The 19,245-nt window shown below is 71.2% G+C and carries 14 protein-coding genes; 9 read left to right on the forward strand and 5 right to left on the reverse strand.

Features of this window, described 5'->3' with window-relative positions; genetic code table 11:
* Positions 1 to 43 precede the first annotated feature (43 nt).
* Genes HMPREF2833_RS06225 through HMPREF2833_RS06235 form a run of 3 tightly spaced genes read left to right on the forward strand, consistent with a single transcriptional unit; the run spans position 44 to position 9,004 of the window.
* Positions 44 to 3,007, forward strand: a complete 2,964-nt coding sequence (locus HMPREF2833_RS06225) for an FAD-binding and (Fe-S)-binding domain-containing protein (RefSeq protein ID WP_070636988.1) — start codon at positions 44 to 46, stop codon at positions 3,005 to 3,007.
* Positions 3,004 to 3,798: a DUF4232 domain-containing protein gene (locus HMPREF2833_RS06230; RefSeq protein WP_070636989.1), complete on the forward strand. Its 795-nt coding sequence runs from the start codon at positions 3,004 to 3,006 to the stop codon at positions 3,796 to 3,798. Before HMPREF2833_RS06225 ends, HMPREF2833_RS06230 begins: the two co-directional genes overlap by 4 nt.
* Positions 3,788 to 9,004 (forward strand): Lhr family helicase, encoded by a 5,217-nt coding sequence (locus HMPREF2833_RS06235; protein WP_070636990.1) that lies wholly within the window; start codon positions 3,788 to 3,790, stop codon positions 9,002 to 9,004. The genes HMPREF2833_RS06230 and HMPREF2833_RS06235 overlap by 11 nt, the downstream gene beginning before the upstream one ends.
* Positions 9,005 to 9,090: 86 nt before the next feature.
* On the opposite strand, the gene HMPREF2833_RS06240 is transcribed toward HMPREF2833_RS06235, so the two are convergent.
* The 3 genes from HMPREF2833_RS06240 to HMPREF2833_RS06250 form a co-directional block, all read right to left on the reverse strand.
* Complete coding sequence (locus tag HMPREF2833_RS06240; RefSeq protein WP_160119472.1) at positions 9,091 to 9,879, reverse strand: alpha/beta hydrolase; 789 nt, start codon at positions 9,877 to 9,879, stop codon at positions 9,091 to 9,093.
* Positions 9,880 to 9,959: 80 nt separating this feature from the next.
* A complete protein-coding gene (locus tag HMPREF2833_RS06245) occupies positions 9,960 to 10,247 on the reverse strand; it encodes a hypothetical protein (protein ID WP_052239313.1) in 288 nt (95 codons plus the stop codon).
* A 60-nt stretch (positions 10,248 to 10,307) separates the two neighbouring features.
* Positions 10,308 to 10,541, reverse strand: a complete 234-nt coding sequence (locus tag HMPREF2833_RS06250) for a hypothetical protein (RefSeq protein ID WP_039101652.1) — start codon at positions 10,539 to 10,541, stop codon at positions 10,308 to 10,310.
* 129 nt (positions 10,542 to 10,670) lie between these two features.
* Between HMPREF2833_RS06250 and HMPREF2833_RS06255 the strand changes: the two genes are divergently transcribed.
* Positions 10,671 to 11,678: a DNA-formamidopyrimidine glycosylase family protein gene (locus HMPREF2833_RS06255; RefSeq protein WP_039101651.1), complete on the forward strand. Its 1,008-nt coding sequence runs from the start codon at positions 10,671 to 10,673 to the stop codon at positions 11,676 to 11,678.
* 70 nt (positions 11,679 to 11,748) lie between these two features.
* On the opposite strand, the gene HMPREF2833_RS06260 is transcribed toward HMPREF2833_RS06255, so the two are convergent.
* Together HMPREF2833_RS06260 and HMPREF2833_RS06265 are read right to left on the reverse strand one after the other, a co-directional pair.
* The gene (locus HMPREF2833_RS06260; RefSeq protein ID WP_070636991.1) at positions 11,749 to 12,762 is read right to left on the reverse strand and encodes a CAP domain-containing protein; all 1,014 of its coding nucleotides are present in this window, start codon (positions 12,760 to 12,762) and stop codon (positions 11,749 to 11,751) included.
* A 221-nt stretch (positions 12,763 to 12,983) separates the two neighbouring features.
* Positions 12,984 to 13,952 carry a pseudouridine synthase gene (locus tag HMPREF2833_RS06265; RefSeq protein WP_083310942.1) on the reverse strand — a complete coding sequence of 323 codons (969 nt, stop codon included), beginning with the start codon at positions 13,950 to 13,952 and terminating at the stop codon, positions 12,984 to 12,986.
* 74 nt (positions 13,953 to 14,026) lie between these two features.
* On the opposite strand from HMPREF2833_RS06265, the gene idi reads away from it, so the two are divergent.
* The 5 genes from idi (at position 14,027) to HMPREF2833_RS06290 (ending at position 19,242) form a co-directional block, all read left to right on the forward strand.
* Positions 14,027 to 14,569, forward strand: coding sequence for an isopentenyl-diphosphate Delta-isomerase (gene idi / locus HMPREF2833_RS06270; RefSeq protein WP_070636992.1), 543 nt, complete (start codon positions 14,027 to 14,029; stop codon positions 14,567 to 14,569).
* Positions 14,570 to 14,784: 215 nt separating this feature from the next.
* Complete coding sequence (locus tag HMPREF2833_RS06275; RefSeq protein WP_083310943.1) at positions 14,785 to 16,299, forward strand: alanine/glycine:cation symporter family protein; 1,515 nt, start codon at positions 14,785 to 14,787, stop codon at positions 16,297 to 16,299.
* A gap of 82 nt (positions 16,300 to 16,381) precedes the next feature.
* Positions 16,382 to 17,308: a dihydrodipicolinate synthase family protein gene (locus HMPREF2833_RS06280; protein WP_070636993.1), complete on the forward strand. Its 927-nt coding sequence runs from the start codon at positions 16,382 to 16,384 to the stop codon at positions 17,306 to 17,308.
* An 81-nt stretch (positions 17,309 to 17,389) separates the two neighbouring features.
* Positions 17,390 to 18,391 (forward strand): proline racemase family protein, encoded by a 1,002-nt coding sequence (locus tag HMPREF2833_RS06285; RefSeq protein WP_070636994.1) that lies wholly within the window; start codon positions 17,390 to 17,392, stop codon positions 18,389 to 18,391.
* Positions 18,392 to 18,495: 104 nt separating this feature from the next.
* Positions 18,496 to 19,242 (forward strand): GntR family transcriptional regulator, encoded by a 747-nt coding sequence (locus HMPREF2833_RS06290; RefSeq protein WP_070636995.1) that lies wholly within the window; start codon positions 18,496 to 18,498, stop codon positions 19,240 to 19,242.
* Positions 19,243 to 19,245 lie beyond the last annotated feature (3 nt).

Genomic DNA, 19,245 nt, shown 5'->3' on the forward strand with positions numbered 1-19,245 from the left:
CGCTGAGACGAGCACGGCCACGCGCGGAGGAAGAGAGAGCAGCATGACGGTCCTGCGGGACGATCTGACCACGCGCGCGGCGTACGTCTCGGACGCCTCGATCTACCGCAGGCTCCCCGCCGCGGTGGCCGAGCCGAGCTCGGTCGCGGAGATCCGCGAGCTGCTCGCCACCGCGCGGGAGAACGGCTGGTCCGTGGTCCCCCGCGGCGGCGGCACGTCCGTGGCGGGCAACGCGATCGGCGAGGGCCTGGTGATCGACACCTCCCGCCACTTCCGCCGCATCCTGGAGATCGACCCGCAGGCCTGCACGGCGCGGATCGAGCCCGGGGTCATCTGCGACCAGCTGCGGGAGGCCGCCTCCGAGTTCGGCCTCACCTACGGCCCGGACCCCTCCACCCACTCGCGCTGCACGGTGGGCGGCATGGTGGCCAACAACGCGTGCGGCTCCCACTCGGTTGCGTGGGGCACGAGTGCGGAGAACCTGGTCTCGGTCACGGTCATGCTGGCCGACGGCCGCCTGGTCACCCTGGACGCGGGCGGCACCTCCGAGCCCGCCCTGACCTCGCAGCTGGAGCGGCTGCGCAACGACCACCTGGCCATGCTGCGCACCGAGCTGGGCCAGTTCCCGCGCCAGGTCTCCGGCTACGGGCTGCACTACCTGCTGGGCGAGAACGGCTTCGACACCGCCAAGGCCTTCGCGGGCACCGAGGGCACGTGCGGGATCATCACGGAGCTCACGGTCAAGCTCGTGGCCAAGCCCGCGCACACCGCGCTGGCGGTCCTCGGGTTCCAGGACGCGATCGACGCCGCGAGCGCCGCACCCGCGCTCCGGGTCTCCGGCGTCACCACCATCGAGGGCATGGGCTCGGACCTGCTGGCCGCCCTGCGCACCCGCCCCGGCCAGGAGCAGGCCGGTTCCGAGCTCCCGCGCGGGGGCGGCTGGCTGTACTGCGAGGTCGCCGGGGACACCCCCGAGCAGGCGTACGACGCCGCCCGGAGACTCCCCGCGCTGGTCGAGGAGACAGTGGTGGACTCGGTGGTGGTCGGCGACCCTGCGCAGGCCCGGGCCCTGTGGCACATCCGTGAGGCCGGAGCGGGCATCGTGACCCGCCTGCCGGACGGCGGCGAGGCGTGGCCCGGGTGGGAGGACTCCGCGGTGCCTCCGGCCCGGCTGGGCGAGTACCTGCGGGACCTCTACGCCCTGCTGGAGGAGATGGATCTGCGCGGCATCCCGTTCGGCCACTTCGGCGAAGGCTGCGTGCACATCCGCATCTCCTTCGACTTCAACTCCGAGCACGGGGTGGCGCGGTACCGGGAGTTCATCGAGCGGGCCGCCGAGCTGGTGCACCGCTACGGCGGCTCGGTCTCCGGCGAGCACGGGGACGGACGCGCCCGCTCCGAGCTGCTGAGCACGATCTACACGCCGGAGGCACTGGCGGCGTTCGGGCGCTTCAAGCGGATCTTCGACCCCGAGGGTGTGTTCAACTCCGGCGTGCTGGTGGATCCGGAGCCGCTGGACCGTGGCATCCGCCCCGGACCGGGTGCGCGCACGTTCGAGCTCACCCCGGTGCACGCCTTCTCCCACGACAACGGCTCGTTCGGCCAGGCCGTGAACCGCTGCGTGGGGGTGGGGGCGTGCCGCTCGGACTCCGGGGCCATGTGCCCCTCCTTCCACGCCACCGGGGACGAGGTGCACTCCACGCGAGGCCGCATGCGCTCACTCGCGGAGATGCTGCGCGGCGAGCACCTCACGGACGGCTGGAAGTCCAAGGAGACCTACGAGGCCCTGGACCTGTGCCTGTCCTGCAAGGCGTGCGCCACCGAGTGCCCCGTGAACGTGGACATGGCCACCTACAAGGCCGAGTTCCTGCACCACCACTTCCGGCAGGGCCTCCGCTCGTTCATCGGCCGGGACCGCCGGCCCATGGCGCACCTCACCATGGGGTGGATGCCGTGGCTCATGCGGATCGCGGCCCGCGTGCCCGGCTCCCTGCGCGCGGTCAACGTCCTGGAACGCATCCCGGCCGTAGAGGCACTCACCAAGAAGCTCGGCGGCATCGAACCGCGCCGCGACATGATCCGCTTCAACGACACCCCGTTCACCGCGTGGTTCCGCGCGCGCTCCCAGCACGCGGGCCACGTTGCCGGGAACGACGCCGCCGGTGCGGCTCCGCGCGGAGGCGGCCGTGCGGCGTCGTCGGTCCGCAGTGCCCAAGCGACTGGGATGGCGGGGGCCGATCCCGCCGGGCGCCCGTCCGTGGTGCTGTGGCCGGACACGTTCACCACCTACTCCGCGGACGGACCCGGCAAGGCCGCCGTGGAGGTCCTGGAGGCCATGGGCTACCGCGTGCTGATGCCCATGGGGGACGTGTGCTGCGGGCTCACGTGGCACTCCACGGGTCAGCTGGACATGACCCGGAAGGTGCTGCGGCAGACCCTGGACGTGATGGCACCGCTGCTGGAGGCCGGGTACCCGGTGATCGGGCTGGAGCCGTCCTGCACGGTGATGCTCCAGCACGAGATCACCGAGCTGCTGCCCGATGACCCCCGGGCCCACGTGGTGAAGGGCCTCACCCGGACCCTGGGCGAGTTCGCGGCGGCCCACCTGGAGGCCGGCGGGGACTGGCCGTTCGAGCCGCTGGAGACCCGGCAGGGTCCGAGCAGCGCGGTGTGCCAGGTGCACTGCCACGAGAAGGCCATGGGGGACTACTCCCCAGAGCTCACCGTGCTGGAGAAGCTGGGCGTGGACACCTCCGTGGTGGGCGGCGGGTGCTGCGGGCTGGCCGGGAACTGGGGCTTCGAGCCGGGGCACTACGAGATCTCGCGGACACTCGGCGAGCGCAACCTCTTCCCCGCGATCCGGGCCGCGGAACCCGGGGCGATCGTGCTGGCGGACGGTTTCTCGTGCCGCACGCAGATCGCCCAGGGCACGCAGGCCGACGCGGTGCACCTCGCAGAGGTGATGTGTGCCGCATTGCCGACGAAACGTAGGACACTGTCACCATGACGACCTCATCGCCCGACCCCCGGGGCACCCACAGGCACTCCCGTCCGCTGCTCGCCGCCACTGCCCTGACCGCCCTGCTGGCGCTGTCCGCGTGCGGTTCCTCCGGCGATGAGCCGTCCTCCGGCGACACGAGCTCTGCGGGCTCGAGCACGTCGGCGAGCCCGTCCGCGTCCCCGAGCCCAACCACGCCCCCGAGCGCGACGAACGGTTCCGCATCGGCCACGCCCACGCCGGCACCGCCCACCGCCTCGACCGAGACCACCCAGGCCGAGGACGCCTCCAAGCCCCAGCCCACGGAGACCCGCATGGCGTCGGCTCCGGAGGTGGGCATGCCCACCGCGAGCCCCTTCGACAAGGAGAAGGCGGACCAGCAGGCCGCGGGTGCCGTGTGCAATGCGTCGAACCTCAGCGGCTCCGCGGCCCCCTCCAACGGTGCGGCCGGGCACACCATCACGACCCTCACGCTGACCAACAACGGCTCCGCGCCGTGCACCCTCAACGGCTACCCGGGGGTGTCCTTCGTGGACGCGGGCGGAGCCATCGTGGGCGCCCCCGCCTCCCGCACGGAGGCCCCCACGGCGCCGGTCACCCTGCAGCCGGGGGCGTCCACGAGCACCAGCGTGAGCATCACCAATCCCGGCGTGATCGGGCAGGTGTGCAACCCGCACGACGTCACCGGCCTGCGTGTCTACCCGCCGGGCAGCCACGAGTCGCTCGTGGTCCCCTACCCGGGTCAGGCCTGCGGAAACCCCAAGGTCTCCCAGCTCCAGGTCAAGGGCTTTGGATCCTGACTCGGTCCTGAACCTCTTCTCCCCCGCGACCGCGCAGTGGTTCGACGCCGCCTTCCACGGGCCCACGGCGGCCCAGCGCGGCGCGTGGGAGGCCATCTCGGCGGGCCACCACGCTCTCGTGGTGGCCCCCACCGGTTCCGGCAAGACCCTCGCGGCGTTCCTGTGGTCCATCGACCGGCTGCTCGCGGCCAAGTCCCCCGCGGGTTCCCCTGACGGGAGCTCGCGGGGCGGCACCGCCGCCCCGGGCTCCTCCGGGGACGACGACGCCGCGGCCGCCCCTGCCGAGGACCGCACCTCGGTGCTCTACATCTCCCCGCTCAAGGCCCTGGGCGTGGACGTGGAGCGCAACCTGCGGGCGCCGCTGATCGGCATCACGCAGGCCGCGAAGGCCGCCGGGGGTGAGCCCCCGGAGATTTCCGTGGGGGTCCGCTCGGGCGACACCCCCCAGGCGATCCGCCGCTCCCTGCTGGCCCACCCGCCGGACATCCTCATCACCACGCCCGAGTCCCTGTACCTCATGCTCACCTCCAAGGCGCGGGAGACCCTGCGCCACGTGAACACCGTGATCATCGACGAGGTGCACGCGGTGGCCGGCACCAAACGCGGCGCGCACCTGGCGGTGAGCCTGGAGCGTTTGGACGACCTGCTGGAGGAGCCGGCCCAACGGATCGGACTCTCCGCCACCGTGGAGCCCGTGGACACCGTGGCCGGTTTCCTGGGCGGTTCGCAGCCCGTGGACGTGGTGCGGCCCCCGTCCGAGAAGGACTGGGACCTCACCGTCTCCGTTCCCATCCCGGACATGACGGTGCTGGGCGGTGCGGCGGCGTCGCCGTCATCGGACGGCTCCCCGAACCTGGACGGTGACCTGGGCGGTTCCGGGCAGGCCACCGCGTCCATCTGGCCGCACGTGGAGGAGCGGATCGTGGACCTCGTGGAGGCCCACCGCTCCACGATCGTGTTCGCGAACTCCCGCGGGCTCGCGGAGAAGCTCACCGCGCGGCTCAACGAGATCCACGAGTTCCGCATGGAGAACGCCGCGGAGCAGTCCCCGGTCGGCGAGCGCTCCGGGGATCCCGTGGCCGTGGGGGACGCGCTGAACCACCTCTTCGCGGAGAGCGCGCGGCGCGCGGCCGGGGAGGAGGGCGCCGGGCCCGAAGGTCCCGACGGTTTCGCGGTCGAGGGGGACGACACGCCGGGCACCCCCGGTGCGGCCTCCGACGGTCCTAGCCGCCCCGAGCGAGCGCCCGGCCACGCAGCGCCGTTCGGCGCCCCCGGGGACGGGACTGGCGCGCCCGACGGCCCGGGCGGCGTCGCCCGCCCTGCGACAGACGACCGGGAGCCCGCCGCGATCCCCCGGCAGAGCAACCGGCACGAGGGTGCCTCCCCCGTGCTGGCGCGCGCCCACCACGGCTCGGTGTCCAAGGACCAGCGCAGCCTGATCGAGGAGGACCTCAAGACCGGGCGGCTGCGGTGCGTGGTGGCCACCTCGTCCCTGGAGCTGGGCATCGACATGGGCCACGTGGACCTGGTGGTCCAGATCGAGTCCCCGCCCTCGGCGGCCTCCGGCCTGCAGCGCGTGGGGCGTGCCGGGCACCAGGTGGGTGAGGTGTCGATCGGGCGGATCTACCCCAAGCACCGCGGGGACGTGCGGGACGCCGCGGTGATCGCGGAGCAGATGCTCGCCGGGAACCTGGAGCCGCTCTCGGTGCCCGCCAATCCCCTGGACATCCTGGCCCAGCAGACGGTCTCCGCGGTGGCCGCGGAGGACGTGGACGTGGAGGCCTGGTACGACACCGTGCGCCGCAGCGCCCCGTTCCGCTCCCTCCCGCGCTCCGCGTACGACGCCGTGCTGGACCTGCTTGCCGGGCGGTACCCCTCGGACGAGTTCGCGCAGCTGCGCCCGCGCCTGGTGTGGGACCGCGAGACGGGAACGCTGCAGGCCCGCCCCGGTGCGCTGCGCCTGGCGACCACGAGCGGCGGCACCATCCCGGACCGCGGTCTGTTCCCCGTGTTCCTGGTGGGCGAGCAGGACTCCAAGTCCCCCAAGCGCGTGGGCGAGCTGGACGAGGAGATGGTCTACGAGTCCCGCGTGGGGGACATCATCGCGCTGGGCGCCTCCAGCTGGCGGATCGAGGAGATCACCCACAACCGCGTGGTCGTGGCCCCGGCGCCGGGTGTTCCGGGCAAGCTGCCGTTCTGGCACGGGGACGGGCTGGGGCGGCCCGTGGAGCTGGGGCGCGCCGTCGGGCGCTTCACCCGCGAGCTGGCCGGTGCCGCGAACGCCGAGGCCCGCGAGCGCCTGGCGGTGTCCGGGCTGGACGAGTGGGCCCAGGACAACCTGCTGGCGTACCTCGCGGAGCAGCGCGAGGCCACGGAGCACGTGCCGGACGACCGCACGCTCATGGTCGAGCGCTTCCGGGACGAGCTCGGGGACTGGCGCGTGGTGCTGCACAGCCCGTTCGGCACGCCCGTGCACGGTCCGTGGGCGTTGGCCGTCCGCGCGCGGCTGGACGAGCGCTGGGGGCTGGATGCTAGCGCCCAGGCCGCGGACGACGGCATCGTGCTGCGCGTGCCCGCCACGGACGAGGAGCCACCCGGGGCGGAGCTGTTCCTCTTCGAGCCGGAGGAGCTGGAGCAGATCGTCACCGAGGAGGTGGGCGGTTCCGCGCTGTTCGCGTCCCGGTTCCGGGAGAACGCCGCGCGCGCCCTGCTGCTGCCGCGCGCCGATCCCGGCAAGCGCACGCCCCTGTGGCAGCAGCGCCAGCGTTCGGCCCAGCTGCTGGACGTGGCCCGGAAGTACCCGCAGTTCCCCATCATTCTGGAGACGGTGCGCGAGTGCCTCCAGGACGTGTACGACGTCCCCGCCCTGCTCCAGCTGCAGCGGGACCTGGCCGGGCGGAAGCTGCGGGTGGTGGAGACCACCACGGACTCCCCCTCGCCCTTCGCTCGCACCCTGCTGTTCGGGTACGTGGCGCAGTTCCTATACGAGGGCGACTCCCCGCTGGCCGAGCGCAAGGCCGCCGCTCTGTCCCTGGACCCCGCCCTGCTCAACGAGCTGCTGGGCCGTGCCGAGCTGCGCGAGCTGCTGGACCCCGAGGTCATCGAGACCACCGTCCTGCAGCTGCAGCGCCTGGCCCCGGACCGCCGCCTGCGCGGGGTGGAGGGCGCGGCGGACCTGCTGCGCCTGCTCGGACCCATGACCGCCGACGACGCCGCCCTGCGCCTTCGCGGGGACGGTTCCGTTCCGGCGGGGTCGGCGGCCGCGGAAGACGCGGCGTCGGGCGGTCCTGACAGCGAGGAGGACCCGGAGCGGGCCGAGGACCCCGCGTACCGGGCGATCTCCCCGGAGGCCGCGCGCGAGCTGCTGGAAACCCTCGTGGACACCAACCGCGCGATCGTGCTGCGCGTGGGCGGGCGCGAGGTGTACTGCGCGGTGGAGGATGCCGCCCGGATGCGGGACGCCCTCGGTCAGCCCCTGCCCATGGGGGTGCCGCTCGCGTTCCTGGAACCGGTGGCGGATCCCGTGGGGGACCTCGTCTCCCGGTACGCCCGCACGCACGGGCCGTTCAGCGTGGCCGAGGCGGCGCAGGCCCTGAGCCTCGGACCCGCCGTGGTGGAGTCCGCGCTGCGGTCCCTCGCCAAGCAGCGGCGCGTGAGCGAGGGTGCGTTCCGGCCGAGCGGTGACCCGGCGGCGTCGGACTCGGAGTGGTGCGACATCGAGGTGCTGCGGACCCTGCGGCGTCGTTCGCTGGCGGCCCTGCGCGCGGACGTGGAGCCGGTGGACCCGCAGGCCTACGCCACGTTCCTGCCCGCGTGGCAGCACGCGGTGAAGGGGCACCAGCTGCGGGGGCTGGACGGGGTGCTGACCGTGATCGACCAGCTCGCGGGGGTGCCGATCCCGGCGTCCGCGTGGGAGCCGCTCGTTCTCTCGCAGCGCGTGGTGGACTACCGGCCCGCCATGCTGGACGAGCTCATGGCCACGGGTGAGGTCATCTTCTCCGGCGCCGGGTCCCTGGGCGGTGAGGACGGCTGGGTGGCGTTCCACCTGGCAGAGTCCGCGGAGCTCTCGCTGCCGCCCGTCGCCCAGCTGGACGCCGCCGTGGCCGCCCTGGACTCAGCGCTGGAACGGGAGCTGCTCACGGTCCTGCAGGGCGGCGGCGCGTACTTCGCGTGGCAGCTGATCCAGCCCCTCGCGGCCGCGGGCGTGAGCGTGGACATGGCCCAGCTGCGCACCGCCCTGTGGAACCTGCTGTGGGCGGGGCTGATCACCAACGACACGTACGCCCCGGTTCGCGCGCTGATCTCCGGGGGGCACTCCGCGCACAAGACGCCCAAGCGGCCGGGGCGTTCCCGCTCCGCGGGGCGCCGGGGTGCGGCGCGGCTGCGCGCCGTGGGGCGCGGTCCGGCCGGCTTCGACCCCGCGGGTTCCTCCGACGACGCCGCTCCGTCCGGCACGCGCGTGGTGCGCGCCTCCGGGGGTGGCGAGGAGCGCACGACGGCGGGCCGGTGGTCCGTGCTGCGCCCCGAGCCGCTGAACCCCACCGTGCGCGCGCAGGCCCAGGCGGAGCTGCTGCTGGACCGCTACGGGATCCTCACGCGCGGGCCCGTGGCGGTGGAGGACGTGCCGGGCGGTTTCTCAACCGTCTACAAGGTGCTGCGCGCTCTGGAGGACGCGGGGCGGGCGCGGCGCGGCTACTTCATCGAGGGCCTCGGGGCCGCCCAGTTCACGCAACCGGCAACGGTTGACGTGCTGCGCAGCTTCACGGACGACGACGCCGCCCGCAAGGCCGAGCCCCAGGTCCTCGCCCTTGCGGCCACGGACCCCGCGAACCCGTACGGCGCGGCGCTGGACTGGCCGGAGGCGGTAGTGCTGGAGTCCAGCACGAAGCACCGGCCGGGGCGCAAGGCCGGTGCCGTGGTGGTACTCGTGGACGGCGCGCTGACCCTGTACCTGGAGCGCGGTGGGAAGACGGCGCTGGCGTTCGTCTCGGACCACGCGCTGCTGCACCTCGCGGCGGAGGCGGTGGCCGGCCTGGTGCAGCGCAAAGCCGTGGACTCGCTCGTGGTGGAGAAGGTCAACGGGGACTCGGTGCTCTCCTCGGAGGAGCTGGTCACCGCGGTCCGGGACGGGCTGCTCGCGGGCGGTTTCTACCAGACCCCGAAGGGTGTGCGGATGCGGGCGCCGGTGGGTGGGGGCAGAGGGTGACGGCCCGGGGCTGTTTCCACGGGGCACCTTGCGGAGGCGCGGCAACCTCGGTGGAGGTTCGCCCTGTTCTGTGCGGGAGTGCGTGATCAGGACACGGCAAGATGCCTGCGGATGAAAGCGTCAGCCCGCCTGATCACGAGGTCCGCGCTGTCAGGGTCACTCATGAAACCGTGACCGCGCCCGTTCACGATATTCAGTTCGCAGTCCCATCCGCGGCTCGCGCAGATAGTTGCCAGTAGACGCGCCTCTGGAACCAGAGAGTCCTCGCTTCCGACAGCAAGAAAAATGGGTGGCGGCGATTTCTCCGGTCGGTGGAACTCCGGGGCTTCCTGCAGCGGCAGCGGCCGTGACCAGAGGGTGAAAGCCCGGTGCAACAGTTCCCAGTCCGGGCCCTGGGGAGCCTGACGGTCGAAGGACTGCAGAGTGAGGTCAAGATTCGGGTTGGTGAGTATCAAAGCCCGAACCGTGGCTCCGATCCGATCCCCTGCAGCGACGCTCACGGCACCCCCGGCCGAATCTCCACCGAGAATGACGCCCGTGGTCCCTGCCTGGCCCCGAATGCAGCTCTCGAGATCGTCGACTGCATCGAAGAACGAGTTCTCGGGCGCGAGGCGGTAGTCCACGGCAACGACTCGGCGGCGCAAGACTGTTGCGAGACGACGACAGTAGGCGTCCTGGAGGTCGAGATCACCGAACACCCCGTATCCACCGTGTGAGAAGTAGACGATGGCATCGGTCATCTTCTCGTGCGGGGTGTAGGACCGCGTCGCGATGCCGCCCACGTGCTCATCGCGGATCATGCCGTCAAATAGTGACCGTGGCCGCGCGGCTGCTCGCCGCCGGGCTGACTGCCTCAGCGCTTCAATGTCGATCATCTCGTCACCATAGGCGGGACCGTACATGCACAGGCGGAGGTAGGCCTACGTGTGGACCATGGACCCCGCTTGCTCCTGCGTCACTCGTTTCCCTTGCGCTTGTAGTAGCTGTCCCGGGCCTTCTGACCGGCCTGCCGTTTGAGGTCTTGCACGTCGTCGTCGAACGTCTCGTGCGTCATTTGCTTGGTCCGACGCCATTTCTCATCGAACTCGGCCTGGGTGTCACCGGGCAGCCAGGACTTCGACAGGATCACCTCGCCCGCCGTGGCCACGGCGTACGCGGCGCCCAGCGCCACACCGCCCCGCAGACCACCCAGGAGGAGGATCACCGGAACCTTGAGGGCACCCATCATCAGGTGCCCGGACACCGGCCGCCCACAGGGGAGGCGGGGACCAGCTCTCGGGATTTCGCGCGGTCTCAGCAGTCCTCATGCGCCGTTATCGTGGCCGACGGCGGGTGCTTTGCGACTGCGGATGAAGGTCACGCTTGAGCCAAGACCCGCCACTGCGAAGACCAGGAAACCGATCACCCGCAGGTAGAACGTGCTGTCCGTGGCCGCGAAGTATGCGACCACGAGACCGGCGAGCGCCACGAGCCCCAGGCCCACGGCCAGCGCGCGGGTCTTCTCCCGCCCCAGTGCAGTGCTCTTCCGAGTAGACATTCGACTCTCCTCACGTGGGGGTGAACCATCCACGACATCACGGTTCGCCACCGTCCACAATGGCCATTCGGCCACTCGCGAGCAGTCACGGCATACGCTGAACACCCCACCGCGAACCGAGGAGGCCCCGTGCCCGAAGGTGATTCCGTCTACCGCCAGTGCAAGATGCTGCGCGAGGCACTGGAGGGTGCCGTGATCGAGAGCTCGGACTTCCGGGTGCCCGCCCTCGCCACCTCGGACGTCGCCGGGCGCACCGTGGTGGCGGTGGTGCCGCGCGGAAAGCACATCCTCATCCGGCTCTCGGCCGCCCCGGACGCGGCGGATCTGAAGTCCGGCGCCGAGCCCCTCACCCTGCACTCGCACCTCATGATGGACGGCACCTGGCGGGTCTTCGACCGGCAGCAGGACGACGCCGCCGCGCGCCCCGGCCGGCGACGGAGCCGACCCGGGGCGAGCCCCTACCGCCCGCGCGGACAGGCCCGCCGAGGCGGCAGCGTACGTTCCGCCGCCGAGGCGCGCACCCGCATCAGCGCGGACGTGGCCATCGGGCAGGGCTCGCACACCATCCGCGCGATCCTGCGCACCAAGGACGTGGAGGCCGTGGGCTTCGACGTCAAGGACGTGCGCCTGGTGCCCACCCGGCTGGAGGAGCCGGAGCTCGTGGGCTACCTGGGCCCGGACATCCTCGGCCCGGACTGGGATCTGGAGAAGGCGCTGGAACGGTTGAGCGCCCAGCCGGACCGCGCGATCGGCACCGCCCTGATGGACCAGCGCAACCTCGCGGGGATCGGCAACGTGTACCGCGTGGAGACCCTGTTCATGACGCGCACCAACCCGTGGGCCCGCGTGGACTCCCTGCCGGAGGGCAAGCTGCGCGAGATCGTCACGCTCGCCCACAAGCTGCTGCACCTGAACAAGGACCGCTCCATGCGCTCCACCGTGGGCCAGGCGCCGCAGGGCCGCCCCCTGTTCTGGGCGTACGGCAAGGACGGTCAGCCGTGCCGCCGCTGCGGGACGCAGCTCAAGCGCGGGGAGATCGACGACGCCCTGCTCACCGTGGACCCCACCCCCTCACGCACCGCGGTGCAGCACCTGCGCACCATCGCGTGGTGCCCCCGCTGCCAGGCCGCGACCTGACACACCGCCGCCCCGCGGACCCGTGCCGAGGCAGGGAGTCCGCGGGGCGGCGTCGTCGTGGAGAGACGGGTCAGCGCGCGATCCAGGTGCGGCCGGTGGTGCGGGACCAGTGCACGGTGTAGCCGTTGGAGAAGCGCTGGCGCACCTCGGAGCCGGAGCGGTACTCGTCCGTGACGGGATAGCCCAGGCCGCGCTCGTAGCCGCGGGCCTTCCAGGTCTTGCCGATCGCGCCCGTCTCCTTCACGGCGTGCGCGCCGCTGCGGGGGGACCACAGGATCTTCCACTGTGCGCCGTTGGGGGCGCGGAAGCTCTGGTACACGCCCCCGCCGGGAAGTCCGCCGCGCTCGGGCGTCACCGGGGTGCCGATCACAGCCGCACCGCCCAGGGCGTTGTACCGGGCGCGGATGCCGCCCGTGACGGGGTAGTTGGCGGCGGCCGCGCCCGTGGACGGCTTGGACTGCGGCGCCACCGGGCCACCCGTCACGCTGGTGCGGGTGTCGGCGGGTGCCCGGCCGGCGGGGTAGCCGTACGAGGTCACGGTGCCGACCAGCCGCCAGCCCTGCCCCGTCCGACCCAGGCTGCCGTCCACGTAGGTGAGCCCGATGCCCACCACCTCCATGCGAGGATCCGTGAGCACCTTGTTGTGCGCGGGCGAGCCCTTCCACCAGGTGGTGAGCTCCGTGACGTTGTTCTGCCAGGACAGCGCGTGGATCTCCCCCGCGGCGTCGTAGCCGGCGGCCCGGGAGTCGGTGAGGAACGTGTTGGTGTGGCTGATGACTTCCTGGTTCACCAGCCGGTTGGACTGGCCCTGGGCGATCCCGGAGAGGGACGGCGAGTACTTCACGGGCTTGAGACCGCGGGCGGCCCGGTGGCTGTTGATCTGCCCGAGCATCTTCTGGGCGTCCGCGTTCCGGGTGCCGGAGGACACGGAGACGATGTCCGAGGAGGAGGCGTTGGCCGCGGGCGCGGTGAACAGCCCGCCGGCGAGGACCACGGCGGCCGCCGCGGTGGATGCCGTGAGCGCCGTGACGGCACGTTGGAAGGAGCTCTGCCCGGTGCGGACAGCGAGGTGGCGAGGAGGCATGTGGCGTCGTTTCGTCTTCGGGCGCGCAGGGATCCCGCCGCGGGGTGCGGCGGGGCGGTGCACGCTGCGGGGACAGCTCGCGTCGGCAGGCGCCGACTGGTGCCGCTCATGCCCCGTGAGCGGCATGTCCGGCGTGGGCCCGGAAACGGAGGGAAGACCCGCGGGCCACGGTACCCCGGCGGGGCATGCTCGGGTGCGACCCGTCACATGTTACGCAATCGTTACGTGACGGCTCCGGTGGCTGCCGCGTGGCTGCTCGGTGTCAGGCGCGAGTCGATCCGCACGTCATGTCCAGTGCGGGGATGGACGAACTCGACGGAGCGGGCGATCAGCTGCAGGGGGTTGTCCGGGTCCTCCACGTCGAAGTCCTCGCGCGGCTCGGGGTAGAGCCTGTCTCCGCGCAGCGGCAGCCCGAGCGAGGTCATGTGCACCCGGATCTGGTGGGTGCGCCCGGTCAGCGGGGCGATCTCGTACAGCCCCCACGCGCCGTCCGCGTCCGTGAAGGTCTCCACGCGGCGGACGTCCGTGACCGCATTGACCTCCCCGGGCTCCTCGAACGCCTGCACCACGCCCTGGATCTTGCGGATCCGGGACTCCACGCGCACGGTCTGCTCCCCCACGCGCTCGTTCACCCCCGCCACGGCCCAGTACGTCTTGCGCACCGTGCGCGCCTGGAACATCCGGTGGAACGCGCCCCGGTCCTCGGCCCGCTTGCACAGCAGCAGCACCCCGCCGGTGGAGCGGTCCAGGCGGTGCAGCGCGGAGATCTCGTCGTTGCGGAACTGGCAGCGCGCGGCCACCACCACCGAGCGGCGCACGTTTTCGCCCTTGGGTGTGCTGCACAGCCCGTGGGGCTTGTCCACGGCCACGATCCACTCGTCCTCGTGGAGCACGTCCAGCATCACGGGCGGGGCGTCCTCGTCCGGCACGGGGCGGTGGAACCACACGGACACCCCGGGTTCGTAGGGCGTTTCCGGGGTCACGACGACGCCGCCGTCCCCGACCACGCGACCGGCCGCCACCTGCTCGGCGAACCACGCGGCGTCGTCGGGAAAACGGGCCCGGACGTAGGCCACCGCGGTGGCGGGCAGACCGGGGAGGGAGTCCAGGACGGGGTCCGGGGCGCCCGGGCCGGGCATCCGCACCCGGGTGGGGCCCACCCCGCGAACGGTGGGCAGCGGAGGGGCCACGCGGCGCCTCACTGCGTGTCCGCCCCGGCCGATACCATGGCCAGGAACCTAACACACCACCGTGAGGCGGGACCGTGAGCGAGAACAGCACCCCGGAGCGCGTCGTGCTCCTGGACGAGCAGCACCAGCCGACCGGGACCGCACTCAAGTCCGAGGTCCACACCGAGGCCACCCCGCTGCACCTGGCGTTCTCGTGCCACGTGCTCAACCCGGACGGCCGGGTGCTCGTGACCCGCCGGGCGCTGAGCAAGCGCACGTGGCCCGGCGTGTGGTCCAACAGCTTCTGCGGGCACCCGGGGCCGGACGAGTCCTTCGAGGACGCGATCGCCCGCCGCGCCCGCCAGGAGCTGGGACTGGAGATCCGCAACCTCACCGTGGTGGTCCCCGAGTTCCAGTACCGCGCCACGGACGCCACCGGCGTGGTGGAAAACGAGTTCTGCCCCGTGTTCGTGGCCGTCACGGACGCCGACCCGCAGCCCGCGGAGTCGGAGGTGGCCGAGTACGCCTGGACCGCACCGCAGGACCTGATCGCGGCGGTGGAGTCCGCGCCCTACGCGTTCAGCCCGTGGCTCGGGGACCAGGTGCGGGAGGCCGCGCTGCGGGAGGCGCTGGGCTGACGGGGGCTCGCACTTCACGGCCCGGATGAGATCAGGCGCCGTGCCGCGATGCGTGGTGGTTGACCATGTCCACGGGCTATCCTTCCGAAACTGTGCAATGTCACACTGGACATGTCATATTCCTATCTCTACAGTGATGTGTATCACCGTCGATCTCGACGACCGGACCGTCGCAGCCACCGAACCGCTCGGGGCCGCGGGCAAAGGAGTACTTCATGGAAGTGCTGACCACCATCAACGACTTCATCTGGAACCCCATGGCGTACTTCGCCCTGGCTGTGGGGCTCTTCTTCACGGTGCTGACCGCGGGAGTGCAGTTCCGCCGCATCCCGGACATGTTCCGCGCCATGGTGCAGAAGGGCGAGGAGAAGGGCGGCATCGCCCCCATGCAGGCACTGCTCCTCACCCTCGCCAGCCGCGTGGGAGTGGGCAACATCGCCGGCGTCGGAACGGCCATCGCGGCCGGCGGACCCGGAGCCCTCTTCTGGATGGTGGTCTGCGCACTGCTGGGCTCGGCCAGCGCGTTCGCCGAGTCCACCCTGGCCCAGGTCTACAAACGCAAGGTGGACGGTGAGCACCGCGGCGGCATCCCCTTCTACGTGGAGCACGGCCTGCGGCTGAAGTGGCTCGCGGCAGTCATCGCCGTGATCACTCTCGTGGGCTACGGCTTCGTCTTCCCGGGAGTGCAGTCGAACAACATCGCCACGAGCATCGAGGGTGCGTTCCAGGTGCCCACCTGGATCTCCGCAGTGGGTGTGACCGCCCTGTTCGCCTTCGTCATCCTGGGCGGCACCAAGCGCATCGTCCGCGCTGCGGAGGCCATGGTTCCCGTCATGGCGATCGGCTACATCCTGGCAGCCCTGGCGATCATCGCCTTCAACGCCGACCTGATCGCCCCCACCATCTCCCTGGTGATGACTAGTGCCTTCGGCACCCACCAGGTCTTCGGCGGCATTGCCGGAGCAGCCGTGGCGTGGGGTGTGCGCCGTGCCGTGTTCTCCAACGTGGCCGGCGTGGGCGAGGGCACCTTCGGCTCGGCCGCGGCGGCGGTCAGCCACCCCGCGAAGCAGGGGCTGGTGCAGGCCTTCTCGATCTTCATCGACACGGTGGTCGTCTGCCACGCCACGGGGATCATGATCCTCATGACCGGTTCCTACAACGTGGTGGCTCCGGACGGAACGCCCCTGGTGACCAACGTCCCGGACCTCGAGGCCGGCCCTGCCTACACGCAGAACGCACTGAACTCCCTCTCGTCCGGCATCGGTCCGGGATTCGTGGCCGTGGCCCTGTTCTTCTTCGCCTTCACCACGCTGATCGCGTTCTTCTACATCGCGAACACCAACCTCACCTACCTCACGGGCAAGAACAGGGGCCCCCTGACCTGGGTCCTCAAGCTGGGAATGCTGGCGATCATCTTCTACGGGTCGGTGGAGTCCGCGAGCACCATCTGGGCCATCGGCGACATCGGCTACGGCACCCTGGGCTGGCTGAACATGATCTGCATCCTGCTGCTTGCCCCGGTGGTGCGGAAGGTCGTCAAGGACTATGACGCCCAGCGCAGGCAGGGCCTGGACCCGGACTTCGACCCGACCCGCCTGGGGATCACCGGCGCCGACTACTGGACGTCGCAGCGCACGTGCCTCCTCCCCAGGATCGACGCCGAACCGGACGGGGACGCCCCGCAGAGCACCGACGTGGGGGACCGCACGGAAGCACCCAAATCCCTTTGACCCCTTGTGCAATGTCACATACCGTTCTAACCGTGGCGCACATCTCACACCCGCAGCTCCAACCCTGAAAGAGGACACCGTCATGAATGAGACCCGCAAGCCCTGGCACGGCGTGATCGTCGCCACCGCCCTGCCCTTCAAGGACGACCTCTCGGTCGACTTCGACGCCTACGCCGAGCACGTCCACTTCCTCGCGGAGCACGGCTGTGACGGCGTGGCGCCCAACGGCTCGCTCGGGGAGTACCAGACCCTCACCGAGCAGGAGCGCGCCCAGGTGGTCCGGACGGCCGTGGAAGCGGCCCCCGAAGGATTCACCGTGATGCCGGGCGCCGGCGCCTACGGCGGGATGGAGACCCAGCGCTGGGCGGAGCAAGCCGCGGAGGCCGGCGCGTCGGCCCTCATGCTCCTGCCCCCCAACTCCTACCGGGCCACGGACGACGACGTCGTGGAGCACTACCGGATGGCCGCGAAGGCCGGACTGCCGATCGTGGGCTACAACAACCCCATCGACACCAAGGTCGATCTCACCCCCCGCCTGATCGCCCGCCTCCACGAAGAAGGACTCATGGTCGGTGTCAAGGAGTTCAGCGGCGACGTACGCCGTGCCTACGAGATCAAGGAGCTCGCCCCCGGGATGGACCTGCTCATCGGCACCGACGACACCGTCCTGGAGATGGGGCTTGCCGGGGCCGTGGGCTGGGTGGCCGGCTACCCGAACGCCATCCCCACCTCCACCGTGGAGCTCTACAAGCTCTCCACCTCGGGGGACCTGAACGACCTGGACCGGGCGCGGGAGATCTACCGCGGGCTCCACTCCCTCCTGCGGTGGGACAGCAAGACCGAGTTCGTCCAGGCGATCAAGCTGTCCATGGACGTGGTGGGCCGCCACGGCGGGGTGTGCCGCCCCCCGCGGGGACCGCTGTCGCCCGAGATCCGGGATCGCGTGGTCCGGGACACCGAGGCCGCCGTCGCCAACGGCTACGCACCGGAGTTCGCGGGAGCGCTGTAGCACCTCGACCCCACCACTGCAGTTCCACCGGCGGCCGGGCCCGCACGGCCCGGCCGCCACCCCGAACGGAGACACGAGACCATGAGAACCACAAGGATCTTTCACACCGTGGAGTCCCACACCGAGGGCATGCCCACGCGGGTGGTCACCGGTGGGGTGGGTCCGATTCCCGGCCGCACCATGGCCGAGCGGCGGCTCTGGTTCATGGAGCACCGGGACGGACTGCGCAAGCTGCTCATGCAGGAACCCCGCGGTCACGCGTCCATGAGCGGGGCCATCCTCCAGCCCTCCACTCGGGAGGACGCCGACTTCGGCGTGCTCTACATCGAGGTCTCCGGCCTGCTGCCGATGTGCGGCCACGGCACCATCGGCGTGGCCACCGTGCTGGTGGAGACGGGCATGGTCGAGGTGCAAGAACCCGTCACGACCATCCGCCTGGACACCCCCGCAGGGCTCGTGGTGGCCCGGGTCCACGTGGTGGCTGGGCGCGCCGAGAGCGTCACCATCGAGAATGTGCCCTCCTTCGTGGACCGGCTCGACGCCGTGGTGGACGTCCCCGGGCACGGCCAGGTCACCTACGATCTCGCCTTCGGAGGCAACTTCTATGCCATCGTGGACCTGGAGCAGCTGGGGATCCCGTTCTCCCGGGCGCACAAGGACGAGCTACTCAGGGCAGGGCTCGCGGTAATGGCCGCCGTGGACGCCACCGACGAACCCGTCCACCCGGAACGCCCCGACGTGCGTGGGTGCCACCACGTCTACCTCAAGGCCCCCGGGTCGGACGCAGAGCTCTCGCGTCACGCCATGGCCATCCACCCGGGGTGGTTCGACCGCTCACCGTGCGGCACCGGCACCAGCGCTCGCATGGCCCAGCTGCATGCCCGGGGCGAGCTCGCCCTGGAGCAGGACTTCGTGAACGAGTCCCTGATCGGCTCACGGTTCGTGGGACGGCTCGTGGGACGGACGACGGTGGCCGGCACAGATGCGGTGATCCCCCGTGTCACGGGCAGGGCCTGGGTGACAGGGACGGCCCAGTACTTCCTGGACCCCACCGATCCCTTCCCCGAGGGATTCGTGCTCTGAGCACAGTGCACCCACCCGGGTCGATGAACCACAATGCGAATACTGCCGCCGCTCCCCGTCCTGCACGGGAGGCACAGGCCCGGCACAATCTACCAGGAGCCCTCTTGTCCTCTGAGAACGATCTTCCCCTCACCCCCATCAGCCCCGTGCGAAACCTGCGTCAGACCGTCACGGAGCACCTGCGGACGGCCATCATCGTGGGTGACCTGCAGGAAGGGGTGGTGTACTCCGCCCCCTCCCTGGGCGCCGCCTTCGGCGTCTCGGCCACCCCGGTGCGCGAGGCCATGATGGACCTGGCACGCGAGGGTCTTGTGGAGACAGTCAAGAACAAGGGGTTCCGGGTCACCGCCGTAAAGGAGCGTGACCTGGATGAGATCACCGAGATCCGTCTGCTCCTGGAACCCCCTGTGGTCCGCAGCGTCGTCGGGAGCATCCCGGTCAAGGACTTCCCTGCCATGCGCGCGCTCGCGGACGAGACAGTCGTCGCTGCCGAGGAAAAAGACCTGAAGGCCTACCTCGTGGGCGACCGCAAGTTCCACGCCCGGGTGCTCAGCTACGCCGGCAACTCCCAGCTCGTGGAGCTCGCGACAGGGCTGCGCACGCGCACCCGCATGTACGGCCTGAAGCTGCTGGTGGAGCGCGGGGTGCTCCCCGACTCTGCCCGGGAGCACCACACGCTGCTGGACCTCATGGAGGCCGGGGACGCCGCGGGCACACACCAGCTGCTCGCGCGACACATCGGTCACGCCCGCGGGCTGTGGGCCAGCGGCAACGACCAGAGCGAAGACCTGCACGTCCCCGGCATCACCCTGAACGTCGAGGCACCGCCCGCATCCGTGAAGGGATCGTGACAC

The organism is Kocuria sp. HMSC066H03 (assembly GCF_001812045.1).
Taxonomy (GTDB): domain Bacteria; phylum Actinomycetota; class Actinomycetes; order Actinomycetales; family Micrococcaceae; genus Kocuria; species Kocuria rhizophila.

Excerpts from the sequence above, each read along its gene's own strand:
- HMPREF2833_RS06275 (WP_083310943.1), top strand. The coding sequence starts at position 14,785 with ATGGAAGTGCTGACCACCATCAACGACTTCATCTGGAACCCCATGGCG.
- HMPREF2833_RS06250 (WP_039101652.1), bottom strand. The coding sequence starts at position 10,541 with ATGTCTACTCGGAAGAGCACTGCACTGGGGCGGGAGAAGACCCGCGCG.
- HMPREF2833_RS06285 (WP_070636994.1), top strand. The coding sequence starts at position 17,390 with ATGAGAACCACAAGGATCTTTCACACCGTGGAGTCCCACACCGAGGGC.
- HMPREF2833_RS06230 (WP_070636989.1), top strand. The coding sequence starts at position 3,004 with ATGACGACCTCATCGCCCGACCCCCGGGGCACCCACAGGCACTCCCGT.
- HMPREF2833_RS06240 (WP_160119472.1), bottom strand. The coding sequence starts at position 9,879 with ATGATCGACATTGAAGCGCTGAGGCAGTCAGCCCGGCGGCGAGCAGCC.
- HMPREF2833_RS06280 (WP_070636993.1), top strand. The coding sequence starts at position 16,382 with ATGAATGAGACCCGCAAGCCCTGGCACGGCGTGATCGTCGCCACCGCC.
- HMPREF2833_RS06225 (WP_070636988.1), top strand. The coding sequence starts at position 44 with ATGACGGTCCTGCGGGACGATCTGACCACGCGCGCGGCGTACGTCTCG.
- HMPREF2833_RS06260 (WP_070636991.1), bottom strand. The coding sequence starts at position 12,762 with ATGCCTCCTCGCCACCTCGCTGTCCGCACCGGGCAGAGCTCCTTCCAA.